Origin of the sequence: Thalassospira sp. TSL5-1 (genome assembly GCF_001907695.1) — a bacterium.
Classification (GTDB): Bacteria; Pseudomonadota; Alphaproteobacteria; order Rhodospirillales; family Thalassospiraceae; genus Thalassospira.
Map to the genome: position 1 here is coordinate 354,986 of NZ_KV880638.1, position 13,130 is coordinate 368,115.

13 protein-coding genes are annotated in these 13,130 nt (G+C 54.9%); 6 read left to right on the forward strand and 7 right to left on the reverse strand.

Annotated features, from left to right (window positions below; genetic code table 11):
• Window positions 1–36: 36 nt before the first annotated feature.
• Complete coding sequence (locus LF95_RS11155) at window positions 37–828, reverse strand: anti-sigma factor family protein (RefSeq protein WP_073955224.1); 792 nt, start codon at window positions 826–828, stop codon at window positions 37–39.
• Window positions 829–1,158: 330 nt separating this feature from the next.
• On the opposite strand from LF95_RS11155, the gene LF95_RS11160 reads away from it, so the two are divergent.
• Window positions 1,159–1,950, forward strand: a complete 792-nt coding sequence (locus tag LF95_RS11160; RefSeq protein ID WP_073955225.1) for a sirohydrochlorin chelatase — start codon at window positions 1,159–1,161, stop codon at window positions 1,948–1,950.
• A 99-nt stretch (window positions 1,951–2,049) separates the two neighbouring features.
• Here the strand turns inward: LF95_RS11160 and LF95_RS11165 are convergent, their stop codons facing one another.
• Window positions 2,050–2,973 carry a LysR family transcriptional regulator gene (locus LF95_RS11165; RefSeq protein WP_073955226.1) on the reverse strand — a complete coding sequence of 308 codons (924 nt, stop codon included), beginning with the start codon at window positions 2,971–2,973 and terminating at the stop codon, window positions 2,050–2,052.
• Between the two features lie 80 nt (window positions 2,974–3,053).
• The gene (locus tag LF95_RS11170; protein ID WP_143182016.1) at window positions 3,054–3,245 is read right to left on the reverse strand and encodes a hypothetical protein; all 192 of its coding nucleotides are present in this window, start codon (window positions 3,243–3,245) and stop codon (window positions 3,054–3,056) included.
• A gap of 286 nt (window positions 3,246–3,531) precedes the next feature.
• Between LF95_RS11170 and LF95_RS11175 the strand changes: the two genes are divergently transcribed.
• Window positions 3,532–3,984: a PaaI family thioesterase gene (locus LF95_RS11175; RefSeq protein WP_083607644.1), complete on the forward strand. Its 453-nt coding sequence runs from the start codon at window positions 3,532–3,534 to the stop codon at window positions 3,982–3,984.
• Between the two features lie 81 nt (window positions 3,985–4,065).
• On the opposite strand, the gene LF95_RS11180 is transcribed toward LF95_RS11175, so the two are convergent.
• A complete protein-coding gene (locus tag LF95_RS11180; RefSeq protein WP_073955228.1) occupies window positions 4,066–5,643 on the reverse strand; it encodes an aldehyde dehydrogenase (NADP(+)) in 1,578 nt (525 codons plus the stop codon).
• A gap of 374 nt (window positions 5,644–6,017) precedes the next feature.
• Window positions 6,018–6,893, reverse strand: a complete 876-nt coding sequence (locus LF95_RS11185) for a LysR substrate-binding domain-containing protein (protein WP_073955229.1) — start codon at window positions 6,891–6,893, stop codon at window positions 6,018–6,020.
• A 126-nt stretch (window positions 6,894–7,019) separates the two neighbouring features.
• Here LF95_RS11185 and LF95_RS11190 point away from each other — a divergent pair, with 126 nt between their 5' ends.
• Complete coding sequence (locus LF95_RS11190) at window positions 7,020–8,228, forward strand: MFS transporter (protein WP_073955230.1); 1,209 nt, start codon at window positions 7,020–7,022, stop codon at window positions 8,226–8,228.
• Window positions 8,229–8,270: 42 nt separating this feature from the next.
• On the opposite strand, the gene LF95_RS11195 is transcribed toward LF95_RS11190, so the two are convergent.
• Together LF95_RS11195 and LF95_RS11200 are read right to left on the reverse strand one after the other, a co-directional pair.
• Window positions 8,271–8,945 carry a FadR/GntR family transcriptional regulator gene (locus LF95_RS11195; protein ID WP_073955231.1) on the reverse strand — a complete coding sequence of 225 codons (675 nt, stop codon included), beginning with the start codon at window positions 8,943–8,945 and terminating at the stop codon, window positions 8,271–8,273.
• 45 nt (window positions 8,946–8,990) lie between these two features.
• Complete coding sequence (locus LF95_RS11200; RefSeq protein WP_073955232.1) at window positions 8,991–9,824, reverse strand: sulfite exporter TauE/SafE family protein; 834 nt, start codon at window positions 9,822–9,824, stop codon at window positions 8,991–8,993.
• A 235-nt stretch (window positions 9,825–10,059) separates the two neighbouring features.
• Between LF95_RS11200 and LF95_RS11205 the strand changes: the two genes are divergently transcribed.
• Genes LF95_RS11205 through LF95_RS11215 form a run of 3 tightly spaced genes read left to right on the forward strand, consistent with a single transcriptional unit; the run spans window position 10,060 to window position 13,113 of the window.
• A complete protein-coding gene (locus LF95_RS11205; RefSeq protein ID WP_073955233.1) occupies window positions 10,060–11,007 on the forward strand; it encodes a Bug family tripartite tricarboxylate transporter substrate binding protein in 948 nt (315 codons plus the stop codon).
• Window positions 11,004–11,555, forward strand: a complete 552-nt coding sequence (locus tag LF95_RS11210) for a tripartite tricarboxylate transporter TctB family protein (RefSeq protein ID WP_073955234.1) — start codon at window positions 11,004–11,006, stop codon at window positions 11,553–11,555. The genes LF95_RS11205 and LF95_RS11210 overlap by 4 nt, the downstream gene beginning before the upstream one ends.
• A 43-nt stretch (window positions 11,556–11,598) precedes the next feature.
• Entirely contained in the window at window positions 11,599–13,113 is a 1,515-nt protein-coding gene (locus tag LF95_RS11215; protein ID WP_073955235.1) for a tripartite tricarboxylate transporter permease, read from the forward strand.
• The last annotated feature ends 17 nt before the right edge of the window (window positions 13,114–13,130 follow it).

The window sequence follows — 13,130 nt, forward strand, 5'->3', positions numbered from 1 at the left end:
CAAAGGATAGACAAACTGTTTCTGAAATGGGCTTAATTATCCCCCTGTCTGGCGATACGCCACCAGGGCCGCATCCTCAAGATTTTCCTTGTTGATCTCGCCGCTGATGGCATAGCCGATTGGCCCGTCTATCCAGTAAAATGTTTCGATTTTTCCGTGACTTTGATAGCTGAAACCGGTCGATATATTGTCGGGATTATGTCCCACCAACAGGGTCACACGCTGGTTGTTATTGTTCTCATACATCAACAATGCGCCGGGTTTATCCTCAAGCGGGACCAAGCGGCCTCCTATCAGGTGGAACCCCTGCGATGATAGATCAGGTGCGGAAAAGGAAACGCCCAGCCGTTTGCTCAGCCAGTTCACCAAATGATCCTTTTGATCGGCATAGACTTCGACAGGGTGGCGGACTTCGCTGGCATAAATGCCATATCCCGCGCTGGAAATGGCAGGCAGGGCATTTACAAAATCCCGGTTGGCCGGTGTGTCAGACAGGGTGGCTTCCATAATGGCTGCTCCGCCAAGACCACCGGCAATAAAGACCATAAAAATGGCCGCGATTTGCCGCAGGGCATAACGGCCACGGCGTTTGCCATCGTTAGGTTCGTCGGCAAGAAATGCGGGTGCTGAGGGCATTCTGCGGCCTAAATGGGGCGGGTGGCGCAGATTACGGGTTAAGTCCTCGCGATGGCTGGCGCGTTGTCTTTCATCCTGCGTCCTGTTTGCATGAGGGTGAGGATCGTCATATTGGTTTATCTGCCGGTCACTATTGGCAAAATCGTGCGGATCGTCTTGGCCAATATCATCATCATGGTTATGCGGGCTCATTTTGGTCTCCGTAACGCAATCACCTGGGCGCAGGCAGGAAGGGGCGGCCATGATCAACCACCCACCCACCGGGCCGGAGCTTTCGTGCCCGAGCCGGGCGCTATATGACCGTTCCGGGTGGAAATTTCAGGATATTAGCACATTTAGCATGGTTATAGCCCGTGGTCGCGGCCGACATGTTGCAAGCCTTGGATTTGCATCAGGCGGGGTTGTGTTTTGTTTTTGCGAAAAAGGAATAAAAAACTGATCGGATGTCTGATTCCTGCCGTACCTCAATACAGTCTGGAAACGTTCTGGAATTTTGGCTCGCAGCAAGGTGATACGTGAATCATGTCCTATCGCGGTAAAACGACCTTATTGATTGTTGCCCACGGTACCAGTGTTGAAAATGGCGATCCGGCAGGGGATCTGGCGCGAAAGCTGTCACCAGCCTGGTTTGGTGATGTGGTGCCTGCCTATATGCGGTCCGAACCGGGCCTGGAACAGGTGCTGGATGACCTTTCGCAGCAGGGTAAAACGGACCGGTTGCTGGTGGTGCCGCTGTTTTTTAGTGCGGGGTATCTGGTGACGGAAGAATTGCCAAAGATACTGGATGCTGCCGGTTTGTCACATGCGATGGTGTTATCCCCTGTGACCGGTTTGAACGGCTTCGTGCCAATGGTGGCCCGGTATCTGGAACAGACCTTGCGGATACAGAATTGGGCGGCCAGTGACACGACGCTGTTTTTGATTGCGCATGGTCTTAAAACCCTGCGCGAAGCAACAAGCGAACAAATCTGGCTGGCGCAGCGTGTTGCCAATGTTCTGCCGGAAATGTCGGTTTCTGTGGTCAATATTGAAGGCCAACCTTCCTTGCAGGACTGGCGGCAAAAAACGGATCGGCCCAATCGGCTGTTTTTGCCGATTCTGGCGGGGGGTGGTGTTCACGCGCGCGAGGATGTGCCCGAAATGCTGGCGCTGGTCGGGCAGGATAAGGGTGTTTTGCTCGACCCTGTCGGGACGTGGCCGGTATTGCCGCCCATTATTCTGGAGCAGGCGGCCCAAAAAGCCCGCCGGACCGTGGTCTTGGCAAATTATATGATGCCGCTTGGCAGCCGCGACCATAACAGCCTGGTTTCCTGATCTGGCCGTCTTTTTCACGTAAAAATGTGCGGCTGGCTTGGTATTGCCAGCCGTAATCCGCCGGGCCAGGCCGGGTTAATTTACGGAGGGCTTGCCGGGTTATTCCGGTGCAATGGCGGCGTTTGACTTTTTCAATAGATAGTCGCGGAAGGTGCGTGTGGCCGAAGACAGGTTTTTTTCGGCTTCATGCACAATCAGCAATTGCCGTTTGGCCCAGTCATCGGCAATGGGGGTGCCGGAAATATTCATGTGCGATAGATGCTCTTCGACACTGGAGCGACGCAAAAAGCCGATGCCCAGCCCCGCCGCAATTACCCGACGTAACGAGCCAAAACGCATCACCTTGATATGCGGGTGCATGGCACGGCTTAGTTTGTTGGCAGCTTCGCTGATCAAATCGTCAATCACGCCCCCTTCATGCAGGGAAATGATCTGGTATTTGATGGCATCGGCAAAATAAACCGGTTGCGGATTTTTCGGATCGGGAATGAGCGGATGCCCTTTGGGGGTCACAAGCCAGATCGGGTCATCGCAAAAAACATGATAATCAAGGTCGTAGCGCCCGATATTGTCGGCCACCACGGCAAGGTCGGCGCGGCCTTCACGTACCGCATCAATCGATTCGCGGCTGGTCAGTTCACTGACATCAACCGTGATACCGGGAAAATCCCGGCCAAAATCGGCCAGATAGGACGGAAGCCCCGTCAGGATGCCCGATGTCACCGTGGCCAGAAAAATCTCGCCTTTCTGACCGGCGTTAAAGTCGCTCAGTTCGTTTGACAGATGGCGCAAATCACCCAGCAGCTTTTCACCATAGCGGGCAAAAATGGTGCCTTCCGGGGTGGGTTCTACACCACGGGGCAGGCGGCGCAGCAGGCGCACACCCAAAAGGGCCTCAAGCTCGCCAATACGCCGGCTGACGGCGGATGTTGCGATATGTTCGCGCCGGGCGGCTTCATTAATGCTGCCGGCCTTAACAATGGCGACGAACAGCCTGATCGTGACGATGTCAAACTTTTGCATATAATCGTTTAGGTCGCCCGGCCCAAAACGGTCAAGCGCGATTATTACGCATCGCGATCAGGCAGGGCAGAGAAGAACGCTTAGTTCTTCTCGCCAAGCATGTGGGCGCGCCATTCATTAACCAGGGCAGAGTGATCGCGTGCCGGGCTGTTTTCCATGATCCGGGCAATGCGAACAGCTTCAAAAAAGTCGGCAAGCCAGGCAAATTTCGGTTTTGCCGCTTTCGGTTCTTTGTGGGAAACAGAGGCGCTGTTAAATGCGAGAGTAGCCATTTTCAAATCTCCTTTGGCAAGGAAGTGCGGTTTGTTTTCCGTGATTTGAAAGCTAGCAAAGGCGAGCATTGCCCACTATCACCAGTTTGCGGCGTCCCCGTTCTTGTTTGGAGAACGATAACCGTTAAGCTATTGAAATTGAAGGATATCGAATTTTCGCGGCGCACAAGGAAAATGCATTATTTGTGTTTATGCTTCAAAGGAATTGGAATTATTTCTGTTATTATGTGTAAAAACGTCATTAATTATGTGAGAAAATGGCACATATTGGAAAAGAAGGGCGCATATGAATAACGACGACGACAACAATCTTTGTTACGAGCAGAAACATGGCAGCGGCCTGCAGGAAATGCTGGGGTATCGCCTGGTGGAGTGGCAAGATGACCGTGCTGTTGTCGAACTGCATGTCGCGCCCCGGCATTGTAATCGCGCCGGAATTTTGCATGGCGGTGTCCTTGCGACGCTGCTCGATACAGCTTCCGGGTACGCCTGCTGCTATTGCACGGTTTCGGGAAATATCCGTCGCTGCCTGACTCTGTCCCTGACGACCCAATTCATGGGGCAGGCTGTTGATGGTGATATTGTGAAGGTCGAAGCGCAGCGACAGGGCGGTGGGCGCAAGATCATTTTCACAACCGCCACGGCCTATAACGACAAGGGCGATATCATTGCGTCTGCCACCGGTACATTTCGCTATCATCGTGGCAGCGAAGATAAGGCTGGTGTGCCGCGCGATTAAGGTTTTGGCTGTAGACGAGCCACACAAAAAGGCGCTGCCCGATGACAGCGCCTTTTGCGTTAGAAATTTGATATCTATCGATTATTTCGGCATCTGCCATTTGCCATCGACCAGACGCGGAATGTTCAGCGGATTGCTGTCTTTCAGCGCGTCGGGCAGCAGGGCATCGGCGAAGGCCTGATAGGCGACCGGGCGGACGAAACGCTTGATCGCCAGCGAACCGACCGAGGTTGAACGCGAATCCGTGCTTGCCGGGTACGGCCCACCATGCACCATTGAATGGCACACTTCCACACCGGTCGGCCAGCCATTGACCAGGATACGACCGGCAACTTTTTCCAGAAGCGGACGCAGCTTGGTGGCAAATGCGGCGTCGGCATCGTCCATCTGGATGGTTGCGGTCAGCTGACCCAGCAGCTTGGCCGAGATTTCCAAAATCTGCTCTTCGCTGTCGCATTCAATGATGATCCCGGCCGGACCAAACATTTCTTCGGCCAGTTCCGGGTTTGCCTGCCAATCGGCCGCCGATACACGGTAAACCGCCGGGCTGCCTTCAAACGGGCCGTCAGTGTCACGGCGTTTGAGCGCACAGGTGACTTTCGGGTGTTTTGCCATGTCGTCATTGACATGATGATAGGCGCTGGAAACCCGGTCCGTCAGCATGGCCTGGCTGGCAACACCGCCCAGTTCTTCAACGGCGGTGGTCACAAAGGTATCCAGATCCGCGCCCTTAACGGCCAGCAAAAGGCCCGGATTGGTGCAGAACTGGCCGACACCCATTGTCAGCGACCCGGCCCAGGCCTTGGCAATGCCAGCGGCATTTTTCTTCATGGCATTTGGCAGCAGGTAAACCGGGTTGTTGCTGCCCAGTTCACCATAAAACGGGATCGGGTCCGGGCGGCTGACGGCAATGTCAAACAGGGCACGGCCGCCACCGGTTGAGCCGGTAAAGCCAACGGCCTTGATTAACGGATGGGCGACCAGCGACTGACCGACAATACGGCCGCCGCCATGCACCATGCTGAACACGCCCTTGGGCATGCCGGTTTTTTCAACTGCTGCGGCAATGGCCTGGGCGACGATTTCCGAGGTGCCGGGATGGGCGGCATGGGCCTTGAACACCACCGGGCAACCAGCGGCCAGGGCCGATGCGGTATCACCCCCGGCAACCGAAAATGCCAGCGGGAAGTTTGATGCGCCAAAAACGCCAACCGGACCCAGGGCCTTGAACATCGAGCGGATGTCGGGCTTGGGCAGCGGGGCGCGGTCGGGCTGGGCGGTTTCGATGCGGGCTTCAAACCACGAGCCTTCTTCGATCCAGTCGGCAAAGAAGCGCAGCTGGCCGACGGTACGGCCGCGTTCTCCCTGCAGGCGGGCAGCGGGAAGGGCGGATTCAAGATTGCCCATTTCGGTCAGTTCGTCGCCGCGCGCGTCAATTTCTTCCGCACAGGCGCGCAGGAAGGCCGCCCGTTTTGCCGGTGCCATCGAGGCAAATTCCTCGGCACAGGCATCTGCCGCACGGGCCGCCTGATCTACATGTTCTTCGGTACCCTGCTGAAATTTGGTCGGCAGCTTCTCGCCGGTGGCAGGATTGTCCGCCTGAAAAACATCGGGGCCATCCAGCCATTCACCAGCAATATAGTTTTTTCCGCTCAGCATCGGGTTCTCCTGTGAGTTGGATCTGTATATCCGTTATCCAGAGGCAAGCCCGGGATCAACAGACAGCTAAAGCCATAAAAATATTCGCAATTCATGACGTTATTGTCTGTCTATACCGCAAATTCTCTCCAGATTCCGTAAAAAATCATACAATAGTACTATATTGCATGGAATCTGTCACCCAGGCTGCAAATTGGACCGGTATTTCCGTTGCCGGGAATGTATGGGGCGGATCAGGGCCTGTAAAGTCATCATATGAAAAGTAATGCGGTTGACATCTGGCAGCGTTGCCAGGCAGGGGTTTGGGAAAATATTGCGTGATAACAAATTGATATCGGGTGAGGTTTTATCCGTTAGTCACTCAAGGTGCGTCGTTACAGTGATAGCAGCCAGTCTTTAAAAACCCGGATCGCGGTGCGGTCCTGGTCGCCGTTGCGGCAGACAAAATACAGCCCGCGCCCCAGTGGAACGGCGATGTCATCCAGCCGCACCAGCCTGCCAGCTTTAAGGTCTCTGGCGGCCAGCAGATGCCTTGCCAGGGCCACGCCCTGCCGGTCGATGGCGGCTTCCAAAAGCACCGCACTATCGAAGTATTTTATGTTTTTCGCCGTTAATAGATTGGGGTCGATGCCTGCTTTTATCGCCCATTGGTCCCAGCCTTTGTTAAAGGCATCATAGAGCAGCGGCAGCTCGACGATATCTCCGGCAGGCATCGGCAATTTGGCGTTGCCAACCAGGGCGGGGGCCGCAACGACGACCAGTTCTTCATCCGCGATTTTCTCGTGAAACAGGCCGTCCCATCCGGGCAGGCCAAAGCGCAGGGCAAGATCGATTTCCGATGTGTCAAAATCTGCAATTGTGTCATCGGTTTCCAGAAACAGGGCGATACCGGGATGGCGTTTGTGGAAATCAGGCAGATGTGGCACCAGCCATTTCAGTGCGACCGAATGCGGCAGCGATAGTTTTAAAGACTGACGCTGATGTTGTCGTTTAACGGCAGAGACACCTTTTTGCAGGAGTGGAAACGCCTGTTGTGTGGATTGATAAAGTTGCTGCCCGGCGGGGGTTAATGCCACGCCATTGGGGCGGCGATGAAACAGCCTGGTTCCCAGATACTGTTCCAGCAGCTTGATTTGCTGGCTGATCGCGCCATGCGTGACATGCAAAACATCCGCAGCCTTGCTGAGGTTTGATTGGTTTGCGGTCTCGTGAAAGGCCAGCAGGGCACGCAGGTGTTTCAAATTTTCCATAATGTAAGAATTTCTAATATCTATCGACCAAAAACTCAATGGCAGCCTGGTCTGTTTGCCGCTATCCCGGCCCTTGCCAATATGTGCGTGATAAAATCTCATATCAATCAAAGGGCTTTTTGTTTTATGTGCCGGGATATTGCCAAGCCATCTGCCGCGTTACCACCTTATGGAATGCTGGCCGTTTTGTGGCTGGTGGGCTGGACCCTGCGGGTGCCCATTTTGTCAGCCCCGCCTTTGGCAACACGCATGGCAAACAGCTTTGATTTGGGTGCGGCAGGGATTGGGGCCTTGACGATGCTGCCGGTTATTGCGGTTGCGTTTGGTGCTGTGCCTGCCGCGTGGATCATTGGCCGCTTTGGCGTGCGGGCGGCAATTGTGGGTGGGCTTGTGGTCATGGTGGTGGCATCGGTGGCCCGTGGTCAGGTGCCCTCCACGGCGCTGCTGTGGGGTGTTTCTGTGGTGATGGGGTTGGGGGTTGCCGTGTTTCAAACGGCTTTGCCAGCGGCAACGCGGATTTGGACGCCCACACATACGGCCCTTGGCAGTGCGGTTTATCTGAATGGCATGATGTTGGGGGAATTATCCGGGGCAGGGTTGACCCTGCCAGTGGTGTTGCCGCTGGCAGGGGGTGACTGGCGATTTGCCCTGGTTTTATGGGCGGCGCCTATTTTGCTGATTGCGCTTTTGGTGTTGTTGGTGCGCGTGCCCAAACTGTCCGTCCATGTAGGCGGGAGCGATGATGCACCCTTTCTTTCGGCCAGGTCTTCGTTGCCGCGCGCAAATGATGGGCGTGTATGGCAATATGGCCTGTTGTTGGGGAGCTCGGTTGTCGCCTTTTTTGTGGTCAATGCCTATATGGGCGCGATCCTTCAGGCGCGGGGCGAGGCGGATGCCCTTACAGGCGTGCTATTCGCCTATAATGTGATGCCGCTTTTTGCCTCTTTCGCGGTTGTTTTGGTTCCGAAATGGATCGGGTTTCGTCAACCGGTTGCCGTGTCGGCCCTGATCGCGGCAATCGGGCTGGCGGGCTTTATTGTTTTTGAGGGGTGGGTATCCTGGCTATCGGCCCTGGCAGTTGGCTTTGCCGCAACAATCGAGCTGATTTTACTGGTATCCTTGCCGCCGGTTATTGCGTCCGGTATTGCCGTCACCCGGCTAAGTGCGGGCATGACCCTGATTGGTTTTGGCGTAGCGTTTGTGCTGTCATTGCTGGGAGGCTTGCTGGCAGACCGCAGCGGAAGTGCGGAAACGGCCCTGATGCCGGCACTGTGTTTTATGCTGCTGGCATTTGCCGCCTTGGGCAGATTTGCCCGTTATCCGGCTTATAAATGACATTAAGCAATGGATTGCCGCATTTTCGGGCGTGCCGTTGCTTCATCCGCTTTGGGTCAGGGCGCGTTCAACCTGCAAAAGGTGGGCGCGCATGGCTTCTTCGGCGCGGTTGGGGTTGCGTTGTTCGATGGCATCAACAATGGCGTGGTGCTGTTCGGATAATTTGGTGATCAGGCGGTCTGAATGGCTGCTTTCGCGCATGCGAGCCCAGGCGGCATCACGGCGCACGGCATTTACGGCCTCAAATACCGCTAAAAACAGGGTATTGCGCACACTTTCGGCCAGTTTTTGATGAAAGGCCGAATCCCATTTTTCATAATCGGCCTGGTTTTGGGCCTGGGCGGCGTTTTCCACCATCATGCGCATGGTATCAATGTCGGCTTGGGATGCCCGCAGGGCGGCAAAGCGCGCCATTGATGGTTCAATTTCAAGGCGGACTTCCATGATTTCATGGGGGCTGGTTTTGGTGGCAAGCCCTTCCAGGCGGCGCAAACGCGGGGTGGGCGGGGTGCCAACAAAGGTGCCTTGTCCCTGCCGCCGCCAGATCAGCCCGTCGGTTTCAAGTTCGTCAAGTGCCTTGCGGAGCGCACGGCGGCCCACATCAAGTTTTTCGGCCAGGCTGCGCTCGGCAATAACACGGCCATTCTCCACATATTGCCCCTGGTTAAAGGCATTGCGCAGTTTTTCGGCCAGCCCCTGTGTTGATATATCATTCATGGCGGTTTTTCTTGTTGCGACGGACGTTTCCAGTGCCATCAGGTATCAAAAAATCAGGTCATGGAACATGCGAATTGATGTGACGAGCAGGAAAAGCCCAAAACAGATGCGCAAGGCACGTTGCGGAATGCTGTGCGCAATGCGTGCGCCGACTGGTGCAAACATCACGGTCATGGGTATCAGAAGGGCGGCAGCCAGCACATTGACATAACCCAGCGAAAAGGGCGGTCTGCCATCAATGCCAATGCCCGACATGGCATAACCAATGGTGCCGGGCAGGGCAATGATCAGGCCAATGGCCGATGCGGTGCCGACAGCCTTGCGAATGTCATAACCCAGAAAACTGAGCATCGGCACGCAAATGGTGCCCCCGCCAATGCCCATCATGGCCGAAAGCCCCCCGGCCAGAATGCCCAGTAAGGCCCATACCGATTTGGGCGGATTTTTTTGTGGGTCGGCAGACCGGTCGCGGGCCAGCATCATGTTGGTGGCGACCAGCAGGGCCACCACGGCAAAAACGCCGGTCAGAACACGCCCATCGACATGGCCGCCAATGGCCGTGCCAATAATAACGCCCACAACAATGGCAGGGCCCCAGCGTTTAAGCAGCCCGACATCAACCGCCCCTTTTTTGTAATGGCTGCGTGTTGAGGACAAGGCGGTGGCAATGATGGTGGTCAGCGATGTTGCCACGGCAATTTGCATGCGCATGCTTTCATCCACCCCCATCACGGAGAGGAAATGATACAGCACCGGTACAATGACAATGCCGCCGCCAACACCCAGTAATCCTGCCATAATGCCGCCAACCACACCGGCAAACAGCATGGCGCCGCCCCAAACCAGATAAAGATGTGCGCCGCTTCCCAGATCCATCATTCTGAACCAATCCAAACCAATTTTGCTTTAATGTGTTAATGGTTCTACGCATAAATCAATATTTTTGTATAGATATTTTGCAAATGCGAAGGTTGAAAATGCCAATTTGTGGCGAATTTGTGTTTTCCGCTTGCGTTGCAGCAATGAAGGTGCAAACAATATGGGCATAAACATAACGAACCATATCTAAAATGGTTTGACTATATAATGAACCACTTATCAGGAGGCTGGAGATATGCTTCGCAAAATTGCGATGGCGGCGGGATTGATGCTGGCCGCTGCGGCGGTAACGCCGGTTATGGCGCAGGATTATCCAAGTAAACCGATTGAATTTATTGTTCCCTGGGGCCCGGGTGGCGGTAGTGACACCCTGATGCGCATTGTTGGCCTTGGCCTGTCGGAAGTGACCGGCCAGCCGGTGCCAATTATTAATATGCCCGGCGTTGGCGGAACGGTGGGCCTGAAGGAATTTGCCAAGCGCCCGGCAGATGGCTATACGATTTCGCAAATCCACGAAGGGTTGTTAACGGCAAATAAAACCGGCATCACCGACCTGGATTGGGACAGCTTTATTCCGGTCGCGCTGGTGGCATCTTCGCCGCAATATCTGACGCTTTCCAAAAACGACAATTTCAAAAATCTTGAGGAACTCAAGGCCTATGCAAAGGCCAACCCGGGCAAGGTGCGCGCCGGTGTGACGCTGGGCGGGGTGCCACATTTGCACATGGCCATGATCGAGGATGCTTTGGGTGTCGAGTTCAGTTATGTCGGGTTCCGCGACACGGGTGAACGTATTCGCGCCCTGGTGGGCGGCAATATTGATATTGCCATTGGCGATGTTTCATCGGCGAGTGAGTTTGTGAAAAACGGCGATCTGATTTTTGCCGGTGTGGGCACGGAAGAACGCACCGCCGAAGAACCCGATGTGCCAACGATGAAAGAACAGGGTTACGATTTGCAAATGGCGGTGACCCGCGGGGTTGTTCTGCCCAAGGGCACACCGCAGCCGATTGTCGACAAGCTGGCGGATGATTTGAAAAAAGCCATGTCGCTTGATGACATTAAAACCAAAATGAAAAATGCCGGTTCTGCCAATGTCTTCATTGGCGAGGAAGATTACAAAGCCTATCTCGAAAAACTTGATGCTGACGTGACCAAACTGGTCGGCAAGTTGCAGGGATGACGGCCGATACCCCGAAACCGGCGGCGGCAGATGCAGTGGCATCTGCTGCCACGCGGGCCAGAAACGAACTGGCCCGGCTGGTTTCCTATATTGTTTTTGGTGTTGCTGCAGTTTATTGCGTCTGGCGGGCATCATCCTTGCCGACATCACGCTGGGAGCCATTGGGGGCCGGGTCTTTCCCCAAGCTGGTTTTCATTGTGCTGGCAGCTTTGTGCCTGTTTGCCGCCATCAAGTCGGTGATTGATATTCACCGGAATGGCGGCATGCCCGAAGCGGTTTATGCCTTTGGGCGCTGGCTTAAAATCCGGCGCATTTCCTTTGCGATTTACGGTTTGCTGGTGATTTACCTTGGCGTGTTGTCCACGTTGGGCTTTTCGCTGGCGACGTTCGGCTTTTTGCTGATTGCGCAATTGCTGATCGCGGGTGTGACGCGCCGAACGGTTATTCAGTCTGTTATCGCCGCATTGGTGTTTTCGTTCGGGCTGAACATGCTGTTTGCCGATGTTTTCAATGTTTTCCTGCCGCGTGGTGTTCTGATTGCCTTTTAGGCAGCGATACAGCGCCGTCACATACTGCTGAAAGTTCAGACATATGTTGGATGCTTTTTTTCAGGGCGCGCATCAGGTTTTTGCCTTTGACACCCTGATTTATATGTTGATCGGGTCGGTTGCCGGTATTGTTGCCGCCGCGATCCCCGGTTTTACCGTGACGATGGCAATTATTCTGACCTTGCCGCTGACCTTTGCCATGGAACCCCTTCAGGGCATTTCTGTGATGTTGTCGGTATATGTCGGGGGTTATACCGGCGGCCTGATCAGTGCGGCTTTGTTAGGTATTCCCGGCACGCCGAGTTCGGTTGCCACCACCTTTGATGCCTTTCCCATGGCGCGCAATGGCGAGCCGGGCCGGGCCTTGTCGCTCGGCGTGTGGGCCTCGTTTTTTGGCACCATTATTTCCACACTGGTGCTGATTGTTGCCGCCCCGCCGCTGGCAGTTGTGGCAGTGCGCCTGGGCCCGTGGGAATATTTTTCGCTGATCGTTTTTGCCTTAACCATTGTCGCCAGCCTGGTGGGAAATTCGCTGATTCGTGGTTTGATTGCCGGGGTGATTGGCCTGGGCCTTGCCACCATTGGGCCGGACCCGATGATGGGTCGCCCGCGCCTGACCTTTGATATGGATTTGCTGGCACCGGGCCTGCCGTTTCTGGTGGTGCTGATTGGCATTTTCGCCATCAGCCAGCTTCTGGACGAGGTCGAAATTCACGGCAAAAAGGTCAATCATGCCCTGATCCCCAAAAGTATCGATTTCAAAACCTGGGAAGTCATGCGCGAAGTTTTGATGCGCCCGGTTAATTTGATCCGATCATCGCTGGTGGGGGTTGTGATTGGGGCGCTGCCCGGGGCCGGGGGCTCTATTGCCAATCTGCTGGCTTATGATCAGGCAAAGCGCAGTTCCAAAACGCCGGAAAAATTCGGCCAGGGGATTGCCGATGGGGTTGTGGCCTCCGAGGCTGGCAATTCTGCCACGGCAGGCGGCGGGTTGATCCCGCTGATTTCGCTGGGCATTCCCGGATCGGCAGTAGATGCGATTTTAATGGCATCCCTGATGGTGCATGGCATTAGTGTTGGCCCTAGGCTGATTCTGGATCATGCCGATCTGGTTTATGGCATGTTTATCGCCCTCACCGTTGCCAGCTTTATGATGCTGGTGGTGTGTGTGGCCTCGATGCGGCTGTTTTTGCGGGTTACCGATATTCCCAAACAGTTCATTGTGCCAACCGTGATGATCTGCTGCGTGATCGGGGCCTTTGCCCTTAATAACCGCATGGGCGATCTTTATCTGCTCGGCGCGATCGGGCTGGTGGGTTACATTTTGAAATGTCTGGATTATCCGCTGGCCCCGTTGGTTCTGGGGGTCATTCTCGGCCCGATTGCCGAAACCAATTTGCGCCGTGCGTTAATGAGTGATGGCGACTGGACGGTGTTTTTTACCCGGCCGATTTCTGCCCTGTTTTTGGCAGCGGCGGTTTTGTCGGTTATTTTAAGCATCCGGTCGATCTGGAAAGCCCATAAAAAGGGCAATGGAAACAAAGATGCGCTCGCCTGAGTGCTGCGAGGAGGAAT

What these genes read in the sequence shown, in the direction of transcription:
- LF95_RS11200 (WP_073955232.1), bottom strand. Translation starts at nt 9,824, where the DNA reads ATGATGGATCTGGGAAGCGGCGCACATCTTTATCTGGTTTGGGGCGGC.
- LF95_RS11160 (WP_073955225.1), top strand. Translation starts at nt 1,159, where the DNA reads ATGTCCTATCGCGGTAAAACGACCTTATTGATTGTTGCCCACGGTACC.
- LF95_RS11180 (WP_073955228.1), bottom strand. Translation starts at nt 5,643, where the DNA reads ATGCTGAGCGGAAAAAACTATATTGCTGGTGAATGGCTGGATGGCCCC.
- LF95_RS11210 (WP_073955234.1), top strand. Translation starts at nt 11,004, where the DNA reads ATGACGGCCGATACCCCGAAACCGGCGGCGGCAGATGCAGTGGCATCT.
- LF95_RS11155 (WP_073955224.1), bottom strand. Translation starts at nt 828, where the DNA reads ATGAGCCCGCATAACCATGATGATGATATTGGCCAAGACGATCCGCAC.
- LF95_RS11190 (WP_073955230.1), top strand. Translation starts at nt 7,020, where the DNA reads ATGTGCCGGGATATTGCCAAGCCATCTGCCGCGTTACCACCTTATGGA.
- LF95_RS11205 (WP_073955233.1), top strand. Translation starts at nt 10,060, where the DNA reads ATGCTTCGCAAAATTGCGATGGCGGCGGGATTGATGCTGGCCGCTGCG.
- LF95_RS11165 (WP_073955226.1), bottom strand. Translation starts at nt 2,973, where the DNA reads ATGCAAAAGTTTGACATCGTCACGATCAGGCTGTTCGTCGCCATTGTT.
- LF95_RS11175 (WP_083607644.1), top strand. Translation starts at nt 3,532, where the DNA reads ATGAATAACGACGACGACAACAATCTTTGTTACGAGCAGAAACATGGC.
- LF95_RS11170 (WP_143182016.1), bottom strand. Translation starts at nt 3,245, where the DNA reads ATGGCTACTCTCGCATTTAACAGCGCCTCTGTTTCCCACAAAGAACCG.
- LF95_RS11215 (WP_073955235.1), top strand. Translation starts at nt 11,599, where the DNA reads ATGTTGGATGCTTTTTTTCAGGGCGCGCATCAGGTTTTTGCCTTTGAC.
- LF95_RS11195 (WP_073955231.1), bottom strand. Translation starts at nt 8,945, where the DNA reads ATGAATGATATATCAACACAGGGGCTGGCCGAAAAACTGCGCAATGCC.
- LF95_RS11185 (WP_073955229.1), bottom strand. Translation starts at nt 6,893, where the DNA reads ATGGAAAATTTGAAACACCTGCGTGCCCTGCTGGCCTTTCACGAGACC.